Below are 16,464 nucleotides of genomic sequence, written 5' to 3'. Positions count from 1 at the left end.
TGCCGCTTGCGGCGAGCCTCGCGGCCCGGCACAAGCGGCGGACCAGGGCAAAGGATGTGGAGAGGAATGCCGATGAACGCGGTCGGATCGCTCATCCTCGTGATCGATGCGGGGACGACCTCGACGCGGGCGATGCTCTTCGACCGCGAAGGGGCGCTGCGCGCACTCTCGCAGCGGCCGCTGCAGCAGCACTACCCCGCGCCGGGACTCGTCGAGCACGACGCGCGGGAGATCTGGACGGCGGCGCTCGCCTGTGCGCGGCAGGTCGTGACTCAGGCGGGCGGCGCCGACCGGATCGCCGCGATCGGCATCACCAACCAGCGCGAGACGGTCGTCGCTTGGGACAAGGCGAGCGGCGATCCGCTGGCGCGCGCGATCGTCTGGCAGGACCGGCGCACCGCGCGCGACTGCGAGGCGCTGCGCGCGGCGGGCCACGAACCGGCGATCCAGGCCGCGACCGGGCTGGTGATCGACCCCTATTTCTCGGCCACCAAGATGCATTGGCTGATCGAGAACAATGCCGAGGTGCGCGCGGCGGCAGGGGCTGGACGGCTCGCGCTCGGTACCGTGGAATCCTGGCTGGTTCACCGCCTCACCGGCGGTTCGTACGTGTCCGACGCCGCGAACGCCAGCCGCACCAGTCTGCTGCCGCTCGCGGGGTCTGACTGGGACGAGGGGCTTTGCGACCTGTTCGGCGTGCCGCGCGCGGCCTTGCCGCAAGTCTGCGATTGTTTCGGCGCGATCGGCGTCGCGCGCGCCGATCTGCTCGGGGCACCGCTTCCGATCACCGGGCTGGCCGGCGACCAGCAGGCGGCGACGATCGGGCAGGGCTGCCTCGCGCCCGGCGAAACCAAGGCGACTTACGGCACCGGCGCCTTCGTGCTTGCCAACATGGGCGGCGAACCGCCACGCTCGGCGCATCGCCTGCTCGCCACGGTGCTCTGCCAGGCGGGCGGGAAGCGCACCTACGCGCTCGAGGGCGCGGTCTTCGTCGCCGGCAGCCTGCTGCAGTGGCTGCGCGACGGCCTCGGCGTGATCGACGCCGCGCCCGAGAGCGAGGCCTTGGCGCGTTCGGTGGAGAGCAACGGCGGCGTGGTCATCGTCCCGGCGCTGTCCGGGCTGGGCGCGCCCCACTGGCGCGCGGAGGCCCGCGCGAGCATCACCGGCCTCTCGTTCGCGACCAGCCGTGCGCATGTCGCGCGCGCCGCGCTCGAGGCGATGGCGATGCAGACGCGCGACCTCGCCGTGGCCTTCGCCCGCGACGGCGCGGACTGGACCACGCTGCGGATCGACGGCGGGATGAGCGCGAACGACTGGATGGCGCAGGATCTCGCCGACGTGCTCGACCTCACCGTGGAGCGGCCGCGCTTCGTCGAGACGACCGCACTCGGCGCGGCGATGCTCGCGGCGACCGGCGCGGGTCTCCACGCTTCGCTCGATGACGCGGTGCGCGAAATGCGCGGAGCGGTCGAGACCTTCACTCCCGCGATGACGTTCGAGGATCGCGAAGCGCGGATCGCGCAATGGGCGAGCGCGCTGGAGACGGTCTAGCTTCGCCAGACGAAAGGCATGTCAGCCGTGATTTTCGAGAACGACACGGTCCTCGATTCGCTCGCGTAGCCGGGCGATTGCGCTCGAGGCGCCGGTCTCGATACGGCGCCAGTTGCTGTCGAGGCGCCTCAGCCGTTCGCAAAACCGCTCGGTCGCGACCACGAGCGCGCGAATTTCGGGATCGAGCAGCGCGAGCTGGGCCGGATCGGAGCGACGCATGTCCGCCGAGAGCTTGCCGTGGCGGCGCAACTGGAACTCGGACAGCTCGCCCATGAAATGCGCGCGATGATTGAGCAGCCAGGCGACGGCATGCATCATCCGCGTCGTGGTTCGCAGCCCTTCGCTCGACAGCGCGAGTCTCACCAGGTCCTCGTCGTCGCTGTCCGTCTCGTGCCGGCCCGGCTGGGCGAAGGCCGCGCGAACTTCGTCGGCAAGGACCAGCGCCTCGCTGTACAGCATCTCGACAATGCGGGGATTGATGGTGACGGGCTCCGGCATGGATCATGGACTTATTGCGCCGGACGCGCGTCAAGCAACCGCGCGGCTTGCCTTTTCCGCGACCGAAACGAGACTGTCCGAAAGGGGGACAGGCACGAGTTAATTTGGCGTTCAGGTCAGAAAAAAGACCTAAGTGCTTGATCAGGCGATGATATCCGGGATCAAATGATCCTCGATCATCATGATCTGGTCCTTTAGCCGAAGCTTGCGCTTCTTGAGCCGCGCGATCTGGAGCTGGTCGTTCGCCCCCGCCGCATTGAGCGCGGCGATCGCCGCGTCGAGGTCACGATGCTCGATCCGCAGGATCTCGAGACGTTTGCGCATTTCCTCTTCGGTCACGCGGGGGGTCGTCCTCGTTTCCTGTTGGCGGATCAGGGGGCCGGTTCGGCGCGGTCAGGCCGCGATTCACCGATATGGGGTGATTATGCCCTTCGCAAGATAGGCCGATTGTGGTTCCATGACAATCGGCCGGACACGCCTGGAAGCGAGTCGGCAACCGGGGGCCCGGCCCGAAGAAAAAAGGAGGACCATTGATGGACACTTCGCACGTCAGCGCTCTACAGCTCAAGCACGCCGGCCTCGAACGGCAGCTTCACGAAGAGTTGGGGCGCCCAATGCCTGACGCAGCGACGATCCAGAGCCTCAAGAAGCGAAAGCTAAGGCTCAAGGAAGAGCTTTCCCGATACTAACTTCGCACCTTTTCGCGATATGAGTGCATTCGACGGCGCCATCGCGTTCCCAAACGCCTAGGATTGCGTTACTTGCAAAGGCATGAGCGCCGGAGCCGTCGAAGCAGCACGAAACATTCTCACCCGCCTCCACGAGGTTATGGCCTCGCGCAGCCATGCGCAGGCGAAGCTGAACAACGTGGTGGAGGTGATCGGCGAATGCCTCGATAGCGAGGTCTGCTCGATCTATCTCCTGCGTGAGGGAATGCTCGAACTCTTCGCGACCCGCGGTCTTGCGCAGGAGGCGGTTCACGTCACCCGCATGGCCGTGGGGGAGGGGCTCGTCGGCACGATCGCCGACAACATAGAGACGCTCAATCTCGCCGAGGCGACCGCGCATCCGGACTTCATGTACCGGCCGGAAACGGGCGAGGAAAAGTTTCACTCGTTCGCCGGGGTCCCGATCGTGCGGCGCGAGCGTGCCGTGGGCGTGCTCTCGGTGCAGCACGTCGATCCCCGGCGCTACGAGGAAATCGAGATCGAGGCGCTTCAGACCGTCGCGATGGTGCTGTCCGAGCTGATCGTCAATGCCGACCTGATCGACGAGGACGTCTCGCATGGCCCGTCGGCGGGCCAGACCGGCCCCGAACAGCTTCACGGGCTGACGCTGGTCAAGGGGCTGGCCGCGGGTGTCGCCGTGTTCCACCAGCCGCGCGTCACCATCGAGCACGTCGTGGCCGAGAACACCGAGGCCGAGCGCCAGCGCGTGATCATGGCGTTCGAGCGCATGCGCGAGCAGATCGACCGCATGGCCAGCCAGGCAGAGTTCGGCGTCGGCGGCGAGCACGAGGAAGTGCTCGAGACCTACAAGATGTTCGCCTACGACGAGGGCTGGACGCGCCGGATCAACGAGGCGATCGATTCGGGCCTTACCGCCGAGGCGGCGATCGAGCGCGTGCAGCAGCGCACCCGCATGCGCATGCGCCAGATCGACGACCCCCTGCTCGCCGACCGGATGCACGATCTGGAAGACTTGTCGAACCGCCTGCTGCGGATCGTCTCCGGCCAGATCGGCACCGCGGCGCAACTCGGGCTCAAGCGAGACGCGATCCTGATCGCGCGCAACCTCGGCCCGGCCGAACTGCTCGAATACGATCGGCGGCGGCTGAAGGGCGTGATTCTCGAGGAAGGCTCGCTCACCAGCCACGTCGTCATCGTCGCTCGCGCGATGGGCATTCCGGTGCTGGGGCGCGTGCGCGGGCTGCGCGGCTTCGTGCGCGAGGGCGATCCGCTGCTGCTCGATGCCGAGCAGGCGACGGTCGCAGCGCGGCCCTCGCCGGGGCTGGTCGAGGCTTTCGAAGCGCGATTCGCGCGCAATCGTGAGCGCCAGGCGGCCTATGCGGCGCTGCGCGATCTCGAACCGGTAAGCCGCGATGGCCAGCGGATCGCGGTGATGATCAACGCCGGGCTGCGCGACGATGTCGCCAACATTGCCATGACCGGGGCCGACGGTATCGGCCTGTTCCGCACCGAGTTCCAGTTTCTCGTCTCGGCGACGCTCCCCGCGCGCGAGCGTCAGACGCGGCTCTACCGTGATGTCATGGAGGCGGCGGGCGACAAGCCGGTGCTGTTCCGCACGGTCGACATCGGCGGCGACAAGACGCTGCCCTATCTGCGTCATGACGACGGCGAGGCGGAAGAGAACCCGTCGATGGGCTGGCGCGCGCTGCGCGTCGCGCTGGAACGTGACGGCCTGCTCAAGGCGCAGGCGCGCGCGTTGCTCGAAGCGGCGGCGGGCCGGACGCTCAATGTCATGTTTCCGATGGTCTGCGAGCCCTGGGAGTTCGACGCGGCGAAGGCGGTGTTCGACGGTCAGCTCGCATTTCTGCGTCAGAAGAAGAAGATGGTGCCCGAGACCATCCGCTACGGCGCCATGCTCGAGGTGCCCGCGCTCGCCGAACAGCTCGATGCCATGGCCTCGCGGATCTCGTTTCTCTCGATCGGGACCAACGATCTCACGCAGTTCCTGTTCGCCGCGGACCGGTCGAACCCCAAACTCGCCGCGCGGTACGACTGGCTGAGCACGTCGATCATGCGCTTCCTGCGCCGGATCGTCACATCGCTCGAGGGCAAGTCCGTCGATCTCACCGTCTGCGGCGAGATGGGCGGGCGGCAGCTCGAGGCGCTCGCGCTGCTCGGCGTGGGTTTCGGCCGCTTGTCGATCACGCCGGCCTCGGTCGGGCCGATCAAGGAACTCGTGCGCAAGATCGACGTGTCCGAGATCCGCTCGGCGATGCAGGGTTGGCTGGCCGAACCTCCGCCCGACTTGCGGGTCGCGTTGATCGACTGGGCGGCAAAGCGCGGGCTTCAGCTCGACTGAGCCGGCAGCGGAAAGGGGCCTTACGCCTCGCGGGGCCGTTTCACCGAAAATTTATCGCGCGAGGCAATGTGCCTGTCGCGCGAACCTGCGACCTTTGTTAGTGCGCGATTGACATTGCCGGACGGAACGCCTTGTCTTTGCGGGACACGGCAACGTTCGGGGCGTAATCTCGCCGAGCGGAGTAAGATGGAAGATCAGGTCGATACGGAAACCGGGGCCCAACCAGCGGGCGCGGGTGTCGGTGCGATTCTAGCCGAGGCCCGCCGCGCGGCGGGCCTGTCGCGCGAGGATGTCGCCTCGAGCACGCGCATCGCCGAACGTCATTTGCTGGCGATCGAGGAAGAGCGGTTCGGCGATCTCGCCGGCAAGACCTACGCGGTGGGATTCTCGCGCGCCTATGCCAAGGTCGTCGGCCTCGACGAGAACGACATCGCCCAGCGCGTGCGCAACCAGCTCGCGCCGGACGATTACGAGCCGCGCCCGGTCAACAGCTTCGAGCCGGGCGATCCCGCGCGGGTGCCCCCGTCCGGGCTCGCCTGGATCGCCGGCATTGCCGCGATCGCGGTGTTCGTCGGGCTGTACTTCGCCTGGGACAGCCTGTTCAGTCCCGAGGCGGAAATGCCGAGCCTGATCGCCGACGAGGAGGCGCAGCCCGCGGTTCCCGCCGCGACCGGGATCGCGGCGCCGGTGGCGACACCTGCGGTCGCGAGCGGCGGCACCGTCACGCTGACGGCGGCCGCGCCCAACGTCTGGCTGAAGGTGACAGACGCCGAGGGCGCGCAGCTCTTCCAGAAGGAGCTGTCCGAAGGCGAATCCTACGTCGTCCCGCCGGACGCGAACGGGCCGTTGCTACGTACCGGAAGGCCCGACGCGCTGGCGATCAGCATCGACGGGCGCCCGCTCTCGCGCCTGTCCGAGCGCCCGATCACGGTGTCGGACATCCCGCTCGACGCCGCCTCGCTGCGCCGGCGGCTGTCGGCTTCCGCCCCCGGGGCCGCCTCGCCCGCCGCGCCGCCGCCGTCGAGCCCGACCACGGCACCGCGACCGACACCCTCGGCGCGGCCCACCGCCGCGAGCCCGCCGGCGCCGCGTTCCACGCCAGGGCCAACCGGCACCGCGGCGAGCCCGAGCGCTGCCCCGACGCGTCCGCTGGAGGTCGCTCCGGCCGCCGCCGAAGCTTCGTCGCCGCCGGTATCCACCGATTCCGAGTGAAGCGGGTCGACAGTCCGGCGCGCGTCGGTCTAGGTCCAGCAGTGGGGAAGCAGTTCATTTGACGTTCCGGTTCACCTCGGCATCGAAGGGACTTTGGAGCGCAACCGAGGGATTACCTGTCATGAAGCAAGTCGGATCGCGCGCCGCAGCGTTGCGTTCGATCGTTCTGTCGGTCTCCGCGCTGGGGCTGGCTGGCATTTCGCTGCCCGCGCAGGCCCAGTCGACCGAAAGCCGGCTCAACAAGGTCGAGGCCGAGGTGCGGGCGCTGCAGCGCAAGGTCTTCCCCGGCGGGGACGGCAAGTTCTTCGCTCCCGAGATCACGCCCGGCTCACCGAGCACAGCCGCGGGCCCGCCGCCTTCGACCACTGCCGTCACCGACATGCTGACGCGGATGGATGCGATCGAGGCGCAGATGGCGCGGCTCACCGGCCAGGTCGAGCAGAACGCCAACAAGATCGCGCAGCTCGAAGCGCGGTTCGGCGCTGCCGGTGCGAGCACGCCAGCGGCGCCAACGAGTCCCGCGCCCGCCGCGCCGGCTTCGCAGACCAATCTCGATGCCATGACCGGCGGCGCATCGGCCGCGCCGGTAACAGAGGCGCCTCCCGCGGCCGCGCCCGCTTCGCGCGTCGCCGCGGTGAGCGCGATCGTCAAACCGCAGACCGACGACGCGGGAGACGACGAGTACAGCTACGGCTTCCGGCTCTGGGACGCGGGCTTCTATCCCGAGGCGCAGCAGCAGCTCAAGATGTTCCTCGACAAGTACCCCAAGCATTCGCGCGCGAGCTGGGGCCGCAACCTGCTGGGACGCGCCTACCTCGATGACGGCAACCCGCGCGAGGCGGCCAAGTGGTTCCTCCAGAACTACCAGACCGACAAGCGCGGCGACCGCGCGCCCGATAGCCTGCTCTACCTCGCCATTGCGATGAAGCAGCTCAAGGACACCAGCCGCGCCTGCATCGCCCTCGCCGAATTCAGCGAAACCTATGCGGCCGAGGCATCGGGCCGCCTGGCCAGCCTTTATGGCGCGACGCGCAATGGGCTCGACTGCAGCGGCTGATCGCGCCGCCTGCGATCCGCTGGCGGTCACGCGCTTCGCCGGTCGGCTCGCCGCGCTCTGGCCCGAAGGCGCGGACGAGGCGGCGAAGCTGGGCCTGGCGGTGTCCGGTGGACCGGACAGCACCGCGATGCTCCTGCTCGCGGCGGCGGCACTGCCGGGACGCGTCGAAGCGGTCACCGTAGATCACGGTCTGCGCGCCGAAGCCGCCACCGAAGCCGCCATGGTCGCGTCGCTGTGCGCGGAGATCGCTGTGCCGCACCGCACGATCGCGGTGGAGGTCGCGAGCGGCAATCTTCAGGCCGAAGCGCGGCGCGCGCGCTACGCGGCGATGCTCGAGTGGATCGAGGCGCGCGGGCTGGGCGCGCTAGCGACCGCGCATCATGCCGACGACCAGGCCGAGACGCTGCTGATGCGGCTCAACCGGGCGAGCGGTGTCGCCGGGCTCGCGGGCGCGCGGGCGCGGGGGATCGTGCCGGGATCGCGCCTGCCGCTGCTGCGCCCGGTGCTCGATTGGCGACGCTCCGAGCTCGAGGGCGTCGTGGCGCGGGCGGGCGCGCCTTTCGTCCAGGACCCGAGCAATCTCGACGACCGCTTCGACCGCGTGCGGATGCGCAAGGCGCTCGCGGCGGCGGACTGGCTCGACGTTCCCGCGATCGCGGCGAGCGCCGGGTTCCTGTCGGAAGCCGACGAAGTCATCGAATGGGCCGCGCAGCTCGAATACCGGCAGAGCGTGCGCACCGAGGCGCTGGGCGTCAGCTACCGGCCGCGCGCGCCCAAGGCGGTCGTGTTGCGCGTGGTTGCAAGAATCGTACGCGATCTGGATGGGAATGCGCCGAGAGGAAGCGCGGTGGCTCGACTCGTCGAATCGCTCGTCGAGGGCAGGCCCGCCTCGATCGGCGGACTGATCGTGCGTTCGGATGCGTCCGGCTGGAGCTTCATGCCGGCGCCCAAACGCCGCGCCGCGAAGTCAGTCGCTTCCAAAAAGCTCTGAAAAGTCGAGGAAATACCCGGGTGAAGCAATCGAGGGTGGCCCGTCTCATTTACCCTCGATTGCTTCCCCGGCCTTCCGGCCAAAAGACCGAAAGCAAATCCCGAGCGATCAGGGGGGCCGGGATTACCGTTACGGCCCAGCCACTCTGCCGCATTTGGGCTCAGGAATCGACAAGTGAATCGCCCAGGCCGACCATCTTGCCGCGCGTTATGAACACCCGGTCGCCCAGCTTGGTCTGGGCAAAGACCTTCGCCGCGAAGGGTTCGGGCATTCCGATGCAGCCGTGACTCGCATAGCCCCACTCCACTTTCGAGCCGTGGAGAGTGATGCCGTCGTTGGTCAGCCGCTGCATGTAGGGCATTTCCGCATCGTAGAGATTGGAGACGTGATGCCGCGCTTTCTGCGTGATCGGGAACACGCCGAGCGGGGTCGGCTTGTCTTCGGTGCCGAGCAGGACGGCGGCCGCGCCGATCTCGTAGCCGTTGCGGAAGATCGAGAGCACGCGCGCGTCGAGATCGACCGTGATCACGATCGGGCCCTCGGCGGGGGCCTCGCTCTCGTCCCAGTGCCACTCGCCGTACTTGATCGGGCCTTCGATCGGCAGGATGTGCTTGATCGTGAATTCGTTGCTGACCGCGGGCGCTTCCTCCGGCTCGACCGCCGGCGCCTGGGCGACGCCGTTTTCCGCGATCGGATCGGGCGCGGCCACCTTCGCCTCTGCCACTTCGGCGGCGGCGAGCGAGGCGGGCTCGGGCTTGGCGGGCGGATTGGCGACGAGCAGACCCCCGGCGATCGCGGCGAGACCGACGACGGCGGTAGCGAGCAGGATGCGGCCCTTCATTTTGAAACGTTCCCCGAAATTCTGGCACGGCGTTGACGCACAATATCGCGCATATCCTAATGAATCGCCAGTGGGGCGGCCAAAGGTGTACCGCGCGGGGACTCGCGGCCTTCGAAAGTTAACGCGGGCGATTGCTACGGACGGTCAGGCGATCCGCAGCCAGAGTGCGGTGGCGTCGTCCGAAACCTTGAAGCGCGGCCAGCGCTCGCAGCGCGCGTCCCGCGCCTCGGCGGCGCGCATCTCGCGCACCAGGCCGTCGAGCCCGTCGGCGGCGAGCCGCCGGCCGAGTTCGTCCGGCGTGACGAGGTCGTACCGGTCGAGCAGCGCCGAGAAGCCGTCGGTCATCAATACCAGGCTGGCCCCGGCGGCGCATGCCACCGAGCCCGTCTGGAGCTTCGCGAGCCCTGCGTTCTCGACCCCGAAGCCATCCGGTCCCGCCTGCGAGCGGGCCTCGCGCAGAAACTCGAGGATCGGTCCGGGCCGTTTCGCCGCGCCCAGGCCGTGTTCGGCCAATGCGGCCGCGGTGCGTTCCTCGCCGTCGCCGATGTCGGCTGGAGGGCCGAGCCGGACCGCGCCGCGCGCGTCGACGAGATAGGCGCAGCAGTCGGCGATCCAGGCGAACTCGAGCCGCTCGGCGTGCAGCCGTGCCGCGAACAGCGCCGCGCGCGGCAGTTCCCAGCGCGCCACCGGCTCGCGCGTGCGATCGCGTTCGTAGGCCGCGACCGCCTCGGCGGCGGCGGCACGGCACATCGCGTCGACAGGCAGGTCGTCACAGGTGGCGAAGGCGCGATCGGCCACGCAGGACAGCCACTCCGCACCGCCGCTCGCGCCGACGAGTCCCGGCTCGCCGAGATCGGTCGCGCCGTCGATGATCCACGCGGCGCGCGCGGTCATCCCGGCGCGATCGTCGTTCGCGACCTCGAACGAGCCGGCGAGCGATATCGACTGGACCAGTTCGAAATGCATGGCCGGGGCGGTGGCACCTTCGCGTGACGAGACCATGGCGGACGGGACCGTTTTATCCGTGTGCGCCGAATTCGTTGGCGATAGCGGTGGTGATGCGCAACGCCAGCTTGTAGCTGCGCTCGATCGGGTCGATGAAGTCCTGGTGGATCTGGCCGTAGCCGCTCGCGCCGGAATCGGGATAGTCGCTCGGGCACTCGACCGAGAAGTCCTCGATGCGCGGGAAATGGATCGGGAAGGCGCGGCGAAGCTGCGCGAGGCCGTCTTCTACACGCAGGGTGAAGAACATCTCGAGCACGTCGTCGCGGCTGATGTCGTTGGCGCGGCTGAAGGCGGGCATCGTTACCGCGCGCAGGAACATGTACTTGAACAGCGCCAGCCGGATCGATTGCAGCGCGCCGAGGCTGCGGCGGGTCTGCTCGCGGTCGGGCATCGGCGATTCGTCGGGAATCAGCTCGAGCAGGCGGTGCAGCTTGAGCGCGTCGACCCTGAGGCGCGAAGCGAGGCGGCGAAACACGCCGGTGCGGTCGTCCTTGGTGAGATATTCGCCCAGCTTCAGGCAGGCATCGGAGATGTGCGCCTCGTCGCCGCGATAGGGCCGGCTTGCCCAGTAGGCCGAGTTGAACAGCTCGCCGAAGGCGGCCACGGTCTTGATCGAGGCCAGCGCGTTCGCCGCGCGCACCAGCCGGATCAGTTCGCGTCCGCGCGGGCTGTCGCGCAGCAGCGCCGCGATTTCCTCGCGGTTGCCTTCCGCCGCGGTGCCGATGCCCGCGATCAGGTTCACCGGATAGCCGAGTTGCTGCAGGATGGCGTTGTGCGGGATGGCGCGGATCTGCCTCAGGCTCATCGTGCGGTCGGAGGCGAGATCGGACTGGCGCCGCGACTTGCGGCTGCCGGTGTCGTTGAGCAGGCCTAGCCCGAACGCGGTGATCGCGCGGCTGTAAGTGTGGCTTTCCAGATGTTCGTGCTGCGCGCTGCGGATCGCGCGGTAGAAGTCGAGGCTGATGTCGGTGCGGCGATAGAACGGGTCGGCCGGCGCGTCGGGATCGGCGCCCCACAGCGGCTTTTCGCAAAAGCGGGTGATCGTCGCCAGCGCGAGTTCGGGCGAGCCGTACCACAAGTAGCCGTCGCCGCCCTGGAAGCTGACCTCGGGTTCGAGCCGGATGCCCGCGCGCAGGAAGCGCCGCCGCGCCCAGGGCGACATCTGCCAGTCGAAGCGGTCGGCAAGGTTGTTGGGATGCGCGCCGCGGCCCATCGATTCGCCGCCGGTGTTGAAGATCAGCGCGGAAACGTCGGTAAGCCCGTTCGCCACCATCGCCTCGGCAAGCCGGCCCTGGAGCCGCTCGATCGCGAGGCTTGCCGGGATCTGGCCGACGAAGCGCCCCGCGTCGGAAAAGCCGGTCTGGATCGCGATCCGACCGCGCTTCCTCGCATAGTCGCGGTAGGCGGGCTCGGCGAGGACGGCATCGAGGAAGCGGCCGCCGTGTTCGAGCGCGCTCTCGGTTTCGAACAAGGGCGAGACGTCGACCTTGTCCTCGATCCCGAACAGCCGCGCGAAGTAGAGCGCGGCGAGCACCGTGGTCGGCTGCTCGCATTCGGCGACGAGCATGCGGATCGGGGAGTCTGCATCGATGTGGTGGAGGATTTGCGCCATCGCGAGGAACTGGCGCACCGCTGTAGAATTCTCGATCGCCAGCGCGGCGAAGTTCGACCGGAGCGGTTTCGCCTCGGCGAGGATTTCGCGCATCTTCACCAGCGCGGCCTGGCTCGCGAGGTTGAGCGTGCCGCGCTTGTCGATGCGGCGGCGGATCGCGTTCTGGAGCTGCGAGGAGTTCACCCGGAAGTGGATCCAGCCCATTCCGAGCCCGTCGGCCTTCATCGCCGAGACGACGACGAGGATGTCGCGGGCCTTGGCCTGGTCGGCGTGGCGCGCCTCTTCCTCAAGCTCGGTCATGATCGGGCCGAGACTGACGATCTTGTCGGGGTGGTCTTCGGTGAGCGCATTGGCGGCCGCCGACAGCGCCTCGGGCTCGGACAGGTCCTCGCCGAAGCGCGCGGCCATCTCGGCGGTGTGCGCGTGCGCACGTTCGAGCTTTTCGGCGATTTCGGGCACGGCCCCGGCGAGCATCTCGGCGTAGCTCTTGAGCCGCAGCGCCTTCTCCTGAAGGCGGTAGCGGATCGAGGTGTTCCACGAGATGTCGGTGCGCCCGTCCATGTCGTAGCCGACCCAGGTGGCGAAGCGCACGGGGATCGGGCGCAGGCTCTTCCACTGCTTGGGCCAGCGCGAGGCGGCGAGATCGAGCAGCCGCGCGGTGATGCGCGCGCGCGCCGCCTGCCCGCGCGTGATCGCCTGCATCGCCGCGTCATGCTCGTATTCGAGGGTGATAGTGTCTCGCGTCGGATCGGCGACACATACCGTCGCGGTGCTGAAATCGCCCGAGGAAGCGGACGTCGCCACCGCCTCGGTCTGCGCCTTGGTAAGCAGGAAGGTCGGGTGCGCGGTGAACACCACGTGCGCCGAGGGGCGCTGCCAGCGCACCGCGAATGCGGTGAAGTCGTCTTCGCTCGCCGCCTCGCACAGCCGCTCGTCGTTGGCTTCGAGGCCCATCGGCGCCAGCATCCGGTCGAGCCGGGCGGCCCGGGCGCGCAGGCCCTCGCACTCCATCTCGGCGACCAGCCCCTCGAAATCGTCGAGGCCCAGTTCGCCCGCCTCGAGCTTCTTGGACAATTCGATCGCGAGCTGGAACACGGGGTTGAACAGCGGCGTCTCGTGGGTGCGCTGGTGAAGTTCCTTGAGGCGGGCGTCGAGGTCGGCGATACCGGTCATCGGGCAAGCTCCCTGGCGGCGCGGGCGGCGGCTTCGATGCCGGCGGTATCCGGCGGCCCCTTGGGCACGATCCAGCTTCCGCCGACACAGATCACAGCGTCGAGCGCGAGCCAGTCGGGCGCGGTTTCGAGACTGATGCCCCCGGTCGGACAGAATTTCACGCCTCCGAACGGTCCGCCGATGGCTTTCAGGGCGGCGATCCCGCCCGATGCCACCGCGGGAAAGAACTTGAAGCGGGTGAAGCCCAGGTCGAGCCCGGTCATGATGTCGCTGGCATTGGCGGTGCCGGGCAGGAGCGGAACCTTCGCCTCGATCGCCGCCTTGCCAAGCTTCTTGGTAAGTCCCGGCGAGACGATGAACTCGCTGCCCACCTTGAGCGCCGCCTCGAGGTCCTTCGGGTTGAGCACGGTGCCGGCACCGACGACCGCCCCCTCCACCTGCTTCATCTCCCTGATGGCTTCGAGTGCGCAGGGGGTGCGCAGCGTTACTTCGAGCACCGGCAACCCGCCCGCGACGAGCGCCTGGGCGATGGGGACGGCATGCGCGACGTCGTCGATCACCAGCACCGGAATGACCGGGGCCATGCGCATGATGTTTTCGGTCGGGGCGGAAAGATCGCTCATGCAAGGTGCTCCCTGGCGAAGGCCGCGGCCGCGCCGAACAGCCCGGGTTGCGGATGGGTGATCAGTTTGACGGGCAGGCCCGCCATCATCTGCTCGTAACGGCCCTTGAAGCGGAACCGGTCGGCGAAGGCGGAGCGCACCAGTGTCTCGCGGATGCGGTAGCCGAGGCCGCCCGCGATGACGACCGCGCTCGCGCCGTGTGCCAGCGCGAAGTCGCCCGCGACGCTGCCGAGCGCCATGCAGAAACGGTCGATCGCGGCGACCGCGATCGGATCGCTCTCGTCCATGCCCGCCTGCCAGATCGCCTTGTCGCCGAGTTCGGGCACGGGGCGGCTCTCCATCGCCGCGAGCGCCGCGTAGATCTCGACGATGCCGGGTCCCGCGACGATCCGTTCGACCGAGACGCGGCGATGGCGAGCGCGCAGTCGTGCGAGGATGGCGTCGTCGATGTGGTCGACCGGCGCGAAGTCGACATGGCCGCCCTCGGTCGCCTGGACGTGGTAGCCGCCCGGATAGCGATGGAAATGCGCGACGCCGAGCCCCGTGCCGGGGCCGATCACGCTGATCGTGCCGGTTTGGGGCAGGGGGGCGTCGGGGCCGGCGAGATGGACGAAATCGCTGGCGGGTGCGTTGGCGGCGGCATGGGCGACCGCGCCGAAATCGTTGATCAGGGTGACCTTGTCGAGCCCGAGCTGCTGGTCGAGCCGGCTGGTGTGCAGAACCCAGGAGTTGTTGGTCATGCGCACCGTCTCGCCGGTCACCGGTCCGGCGATCGCGATCGCGGCGTTGCGCGGCACGGGCCGGTTCGACTTGCGGGCGAAATCCTCCCAGGCGGTGTTGAGGCTGACGTAGTCGGAGGTCTTGAGCGTCACCGGCTCGTCGAGCGCGACCGCGCCGTCCGCGCCGATCTCCGCGTGGGCGAAGCGGGCGTGGGTTCCTCCGATGTCGAGGGCGACGAGGCTGGTCACGCGATCACAGTCCCGCCACTTCGAGCATGGCCGAGCCGCCCTGTTCCGCGCCGCCCGCGTTCAGGCGGAACATCGCGAATAGCTCGCGGCCCATGCCCATCTCCTCCGGCGGCGGCGTGGCGGGCTCGCGTCCCGAAAGGTCCGCGCTCGTCGACAGCGTGCCGTCCTCGGCGGACAGGCGCACCACGTCACCGTCGCGCAGGTAGGCGAGCGGCCCCCACTCGCCCGCCACGGTGGCCAGCGCCTCCGGCGTCACGTGGATCGCGGCGGGGACCTTGCCCGAGGCGCCCGACATGCGCCCGTCGGTGACGAGCGCCACGCGGTGGCCACGATCCTGGAGCACGCCCAGCGGCGGGGTCAGCTTGTGCAGTTCGGGCATGCCGTTGGCGCGCGGGCCCTGAAAGCGCACGACGACCACGACGTCGCGGTCGAGTTCGCCCGCGGCGAAGGCCTTCGCCACTTGCTCTTGCGTGTCGAAGACGCGGCAGGGCGCCTCGATCGTCCAGCGCTCGGCTTCGACCGCGCTGGTCTTGAAGGTGGCGCGGCCGAGATTGCCTTCGACGAGGCGCATCCCGCCTTCGGGCTGGAAGGGCCTGGCGACCGGGCGGAGCATCGTGTCATCGCCGCTCTGTTCGGGCAGGTCGTGCCAGGCGAGCGCGTCGCCCTCGAGCCTGGGTTCCTTCGCGTAGTCGGCCATGCCGCCTTCGGAGACGGTCATGATGTCGGCATGCGCGAGGCCGGCGCCGAGCAGTTCGCGGATCACGTAGCCCATGCCGCCCGCCGCGTGGAAGTGGTTCACGTCGCCCGAGCCGTTGGGATAGACCCGCGCGATCAGCGGCACGGCCGCCGAAAGATCGGCCAGATCCTGCCAGTCGAGCAGGATACCCGCCGCGCGCGCCATGGCCGGCAGGTGGATCGCGTGGTTGGTCGAGCCCCCCGTCGCAAGCAGGCCGACGCAGGCGTTGACGATCGCCTTCTCGTCGACGACTTCGGCCATCGGCCGGAAATCGTTGCCCTTGCGGCCGATCCGCGCGAGCCGATGCACGGCGGAGCGGGTGAGCGCCTGGCGCAAGGGCGTGTTCGGCGGCACGAAGGCGGCGCCGGGCATATGCAGGCCCATCATCTCCATCATCATCTGGTTGGAGTTGGCGGTGCCGTAGAAGGTGCAGGTGCCGGGCGAGTGGTAACTCGCGCTCTCGCTCGCGAGCAGTTCGTCCCGGCCGACCTTGCCTTCGGCATAGAGCTGGCGGGTCTTCTGCTTTTCCTTGTTGGCGATGCCGCTCGGCATCGGGCCGGAGGGGATGAACACCGCGGGCAGATGGCCGAAGCGCAAGGCGCCGATCACGAGCCCGGGCACGATCTTGTCGCAGATGCCGAGCAGGGCCATGCCGTCGAACATCGCGTGGCTCAAGGCGATGCCGGTCGACAGCGCGATGGTGTCGCGGCTGAACAGCGACAGCTCCATGCCGTCGAAGCCCTGGGTCACTCCGTCGCACATCGCCGGAACCCCGCCCGCGACTTGGGCCGTCGCGCCGGCCTCGCGCGCGAAGAGCTTCATCTGCTCGGGGTAGCGGCCATAAGGCTGATGCGCCGAGAGCATGTCGTTGTAAGCGGTGACGATCGCCAGGTTCGGCCCGCGCTGCGTCGCGATCGAATCCTTGTCCTCGCCCGCCGCGGCGAAGCCGTGCGCGAGGTTGGAGCACGAGAGGAATCCCCGGTCGGCGAACTTGCTTTCCTCGCGCGCGACAAGCTCGAGATAGCGCGATCGGCTCGGGCGCGAACGCTCGACGATGCGTGCGGTCACTTGCGCCACGGCAGGATGAAGTTCGGTCATCGGTCTTGCTCCCGTACCGCTCGCCGGACTGGATCGAGCAAGGCGGCGGTC

The 16,464-nt window shown here is 68.8% G+C and carries 14 protein-coding genes; 6 read left to right on the top strand and 8 right to left on the bottom strand.

The genetic code is table 11. From position 1 onward, the window contains the following. Positions 1-72: 72 nt before the first annotated feature. Entirely contained in the window at positions 73-1,551 is a 1,479-nt protein-coding gene (locus B2G71_RS10760) for a glycerol kinase (protein ID WP_098105758.1), read from the top strand. 21 nt (positions 1,552-1,572) lie between these two features. On the opposite strand, the gene B2G71_RS10755 is transcribed toward B2G71_RS10760, so the two are convergent. Both B2G71_RS10755 and B2G71_RS10750 read right to left on the bottom strand, forming a co-directional pair. Continuing rightward, the gene (locus B2G71_RS10755) at positions 1,573-2,049 is read right to left on the bottom strand and encodes a DUF1465 family protein (protein WP_098105757.1); all 477 of its coding nucleotides are present in this window, start codon (positions 2,047-2,049) and stop codon (positions 1,573-1,575) included. Positions 2,050-2,190: 141 nt separating this feature from the next. Beyond that, a complete protein-coding gene (locus B2G71_RS10750; RefSeq protein ID WP_098105756.1) occupies positions 2,191-2,388 on the bottom strand; it encodes a DUF465 domain-containing protein in 198 nt (65 codons plus the stop codon). 194 nt (positions 2,389-2,582) lie between these two features. Between B2G71_RS10750 and B2G71_RS10745 the strand changes: the two genes are divergently transcribed. The 5 genes from B2G71_RS10745 to tilS all read left to right on the top strand — a co-directional run bounded on the left by B2G71_RS10745 (position 2,583) and on the right by tilS (position 8,357). Beyond that, a complete protein-coding gene (locus B2G71_RS10745) occupies positions 2,583-2,738 on the top strand; it encodes a DUF465 domain-containing protein (RefSeq protein WP_098105755.1) in 156 nt (51 codons plus the stop codon). Positions 2,739-2,820: 82 nt separating this feature from the next. Further along, a complete protein-coding gene (gene ptsP / locus B2G71_RS10740) occupies positions 2,821-5,097 on the top strand; it encodes a phosphoenolpyruvate--protein phosphotransferase (RefSeq protein WP_098105754.1) in 2,277 nt (758 codons plus the stop codon). 186 nt (positions 5,098-5,283) lie between these two features. Continuing rightward, on the top strand, positions 5,284-6,309 hold the full coding sequence (locus B2G71_RS10735; protein WP_168176333.1) for a helix-turn-helix domain-containing protein: 1,026 nt from the start codon (positions 5,284-5,286) through the stop codon (positions 6,307-6,309). A gap of 121 nt (positions 6,310-6,430) precedes the next feature. Continuing rightward, on the top strand, positions 6,431-7,366 hold the full coding sequence (locus B2G71_RS10730) for a hypothetical protein (protein WP_240530105.1): 936 nt from the start codon (positions 6,431-6,433) through the stop codon (positions 7,364-7,366). Further along, entirely contained in the window at positions 7,344-8,357 is a 1,014-nt protein-coding gene (tilS, locus tag B2G71_RS10725) for a tRNA lysidine(34) synthetase TilS (protein WP_098105752.1), read from the top strand. Before B2G71_RS10730 ends, tilS begins: the two co-directional genes overlap by 23 nt. A 160-nt stretch (positions 8,358-8,517) precedes the next feature. Here tilS and B2G71_RS10720 read toward each other — a convergent pair whose 3' ends face one another. The 6 genes from B2G71_RS10720 to edd form a co-directional block, all read right to left on the bottom strand. Beyond that, the gene (locus tag B2G71_RS10720) at positions 8,518-9,198 is read right to left on the bottom strand and encodes a L,D-transpeptidase family protein (RefSeq protein ID WP_098105751.1); all 681 of its coding nucleotides are present in this window, start codon (positions 9,196-9,198) and stop codon (positions 8,518-8,520) included. Between the two features lie 144 nt (positions 9,199-9,342). Further along, positions 9,343-10,164 (bottom strand): protein phosphatase 2C domain-containing protein, encoded by an 822-nt coding sequence (locus B2G71_RS10715; RefSeq protein ID WP_168176332.1) that lies wholly within the window; start codon positions 10,162-10,164, stop codon positions 9,343-9,345. 52 nt (positions 10,165-10,216) lie between these two features. After that, positions 10,217-12,988, bottom strand: a complete 2,772-nt coding sequence (locus B2G71_RS10710) for a phosphoenolpyruvate carboxylase (protein WP_098105749.1) — start codon at positions 12,986-12,988, stop codon at positions 10,217-10,219. Further along, positions 12,985-13,611 (bottom strand): bifunctional 4-hydroxy-2-oxoglutarate aldolase/2-dehydro-3-deoxy-phosphogluconate aldolase, encoded by a 627-nt coding sequence (gene eda, locus B2G71_RS10705; RefSeq protein WP_098105748.1) that lies wholly within the window; start codon positions 13,609-13,611, stop codon positions 12,985-12,987. The genes B2G71_RS10710 and eda overlap by 4 nt, the downstream gene beginning before the upstream one ends. Beyond that, a complete protein-coding gene (gene glk / locus B2G71_RS10700) occupies positions 13,608-14,579 on the bottom strand; it encodes a glucokinase (RefSeq protein WP_098105747.1) in 972 nt (323 codons plus the stop codon). The genes eda and glk overlap by 4 nt, the downstream gene beginning before the upstream one ends. A 4-nt stretch (positions 14,580-14,583) precedes the next feature. After that, entirely contained in the window at positions 14,584-16,413 is a 1,830-nt protein-coding gene (gene edd / locus B2G71_RS10695) for a phosphogluconate dehydratase (RefSeq protein WP_098105746.1), read from the bottom strand. Between the last annotated feature and the right edge of the window lie 51 nt (positions 16,414-16,464).

The organism is Novosphingobium sp. PC22D, assembly GCF_002556635.1.
Taxonomy (GTDB): domain Bacteria; phylum Pseudomonadota; class Alphaproteobacteria; order Sphingomonadales; family Sphingomonadaceae; genus Novosphingobium.
This window is presented reverse-complemented; position numbering and strand designations above follow the sequence as displayed.